Consider the following 2,500-nt stretch of genomic DNA (forward strand, 5'->3'; position numbering starts at 1 on the left):
GGATAAAGCCCCTGGCGGTGACCTACTCTTGCATGGCTTGAGCCACACTACCATCGGCGCATGCGCGTTTCACTTCTGAGTTCGGGATGGGATCAGGTGGTACCACGCCGCTATAGCCGCCAGGGAAGGGGTGGGAGCAGCGCATTGAGCGCCGGCTCCACAGAGGGTGTAAACGAGGGACAAGCGTCCGGGTTTAATCGAACAGCGAGTTAAGAGATAAGACGGTGAAGCGTCTTGGGGTTATATGGTCAAGCCTCACGGCTCATTAGTACACGTAAGCTCAATGCATTGCTGCACTTCCACACCGTGCCTATCAACCACCTAGTCTTGATGGTGCCTTAAGGAGAGTCAAGCTCTCGGGAGATCTCATCTTGGGGCGTGCTTCCCGCTTAGATGCTTTCAGCGGTTATCACTTCCGTTCGTAGCTACCGGGCAATGCCATGGGCATGACAACCCGAACACCAGCGGAACGTCCACTCCGGTCCTCTCGTACTAGGAGCAGCCCCCCTCAAATCTCCAACGCCCACGACAGATAGGGACCGAACTGTCTCACGACGTTCTGAACCCAGCTCGCGTACCACTTTAAATGGCGAACAGCCATACCCTTGGGACCGGCTACAGCCCCAGGATGTGATGAGCCGACATCGAGGTGCCAAACACCGCCGTCGATATGAACTCTTGGGCGGTATCAGCCTGTTATCCCCGGAGTACCTTTTATCCGTTGAGCGATGGCCCTTCCATACAGAACCACCGGATCACTAAGACCTACTTTCGTACCTGCTTGATCCGTCGATCTCGCAGTCAAGCACGCTTATGCCTTTGCACACAGTGCGCGATGTCCGACCGCGCTGAGCGTACCTTCGTGCTCCTCCGTTACTCTTTGGGAGGAGACCGCCCCAGTCAAACTACCCACCATACATGGTCCCCGATCCGGATTACGGACCTAGGTTAGAACGTCAAGCACTTCAGGGTGGTATTTCAAGGATGGCTCCACCAGAACTAGCGTCCTGGTTTCATAGCCTCCCACCTATCCTACACAGAAGAACTCAACGTTCAATGTAAAGCTATAGTAAAGGTTCACGGGGTCTTTCCGTCTTGCCGCGGGAACGCTGCATCTTCACAGCGATTTCAATTTCACTGAGTCTCGGGTGGAGACAGCGCCGCTGTCGTTACGCCATTCGTGCAGGTCGGAACTTACCCGACAAGGAATTTCGCTACCTTAGGACCGTTATAGTTACGGCCGCCGTTTACTGGGGCTTCGATCAAGAGCTTCGCCTTGCGGCTGACCCCATCAATTAACCTTCCAGCACCGGGCAGGCGTCACACCCTATACGTCCACTTTCGTGTTTGCAGAGTGCTGTGTTTTTGATAAACAGTCGCAGCGGCCAGGTTACTGCGACCCCTCGATGCTCAGTCACGCACGTGACCACACCAAGAGGCGCACCTTCTCCCGAAGTTACGGTGCCATTTTGCCTAGTTCCTTCACCCGAGTTCTCTCAAGCGCCTTGGGATTCTCACCCTGCCTACCTGTGTCGGTTTACGGTACGGTTTTTCTACAGCTGAAGCTTAGTGGCTTTTCCTGGAAGCGTGGTGTCAGTCACTTCGTCCCAAAGGACTCGTCTCGGTGCTCGGCATAAAGTATCCCGGATTTGCCTAAGATACATGCCTACCGCCTTTCCCCAGGACAACCAACGCCTGGTAGACCTAACCTTCTCCGTCCCCACATCGCACTGTAGAAAAGTGCAGGAATATTAACCTGCTTCCCATCGACTACGCATTTCTGCCTCGCCTTAGGGGCCGACTCACCCTGCGCCGATGAACGTTGCGCGAGGAAACCTTGGGCTTTCGGCGGGGAGGCTTTTCACCCCCCTTATCGTTACTCATGTCAGCATTCGCACTTCCGATACCTCCAGCAGACTTTACAATCCACCTTCACAGGCCTACGGAACGCTCCTCTACCGCGTACGGATCAAAATCCGTACACCCCGAGCTTCGGTGCATAGCTTAGCCCCGTTAAATCTTCCGCGCAGACCGACTCGACCAGTGAGCTATTACGCTTTCTTTAAAGGGTGGCTGCTTCTAAGCCAACCTCCTGGCTGTCTATGCCTTTCCACATCGTTTTCCACTTAGCTATGACTTTGGGACCTTAGCTGCGGGTCTGGGTTGTTTCCCTTTTCACGACGGACGTTAGCACCCGCCGTGTGTCTCCCGTGTATCACGTGTTGGTATTCGGAGTTTGCCATGGGTTGGTAAGTCTCAATGACCCCCTAGCCATAACAGTGCTCTACCCCCAACAGTGTTCGCACGAGGCGCTACCTAAATAGCTTTCGAGGAGAACCAGCTATCTCCGAGTTTGTTTAGCCTTTCACTCCGATCCTCAACTCATCCCCATCTATTGCAACAGATGTGGGTTCGGTCCTCCAGTGCGTGTTACCGCACCTTCAACCTGGTCAAGGATAGATCACTCGGTTTCGGGTCTACTGCCAGAGACTATTCGCCC

The 2,500-nt window shown here is 54.4% G+C and carries 2 rRNA genes (1 of these 2 cut by a window edge); both read right to left on the reverse strand.

Features of this window, described 5'->3' with window-relative positions:
- Nucleotides 1–9 precede the first annotated feature (9 nt).
- Nucleotides 10–124: ribosomal RNA gene (gene rrf, locus B5X73_RS20200) — 5S ribosomal RNA — on the reverse strand.
- Nucleotides 125–244: 120 nt separating this feature from the next.
- Nucleotides 245–2,500, reverse strand: a 23S ribosomal RNA gene (locus tag B5X73_RS20205) (it continues 628 nt past the right edge of the window).

This window comes from Luteibacter sp. 22Crub2.1, assembly GCF_900167995.1.
Classification (GTDB): domain Bacteria; phylum Pseudomonadota; class Gammaproteobacteria; order Xanthomonadales; family Rhodanobacteraceae; genus Luteibacter; species Luteibacter mycovicinus.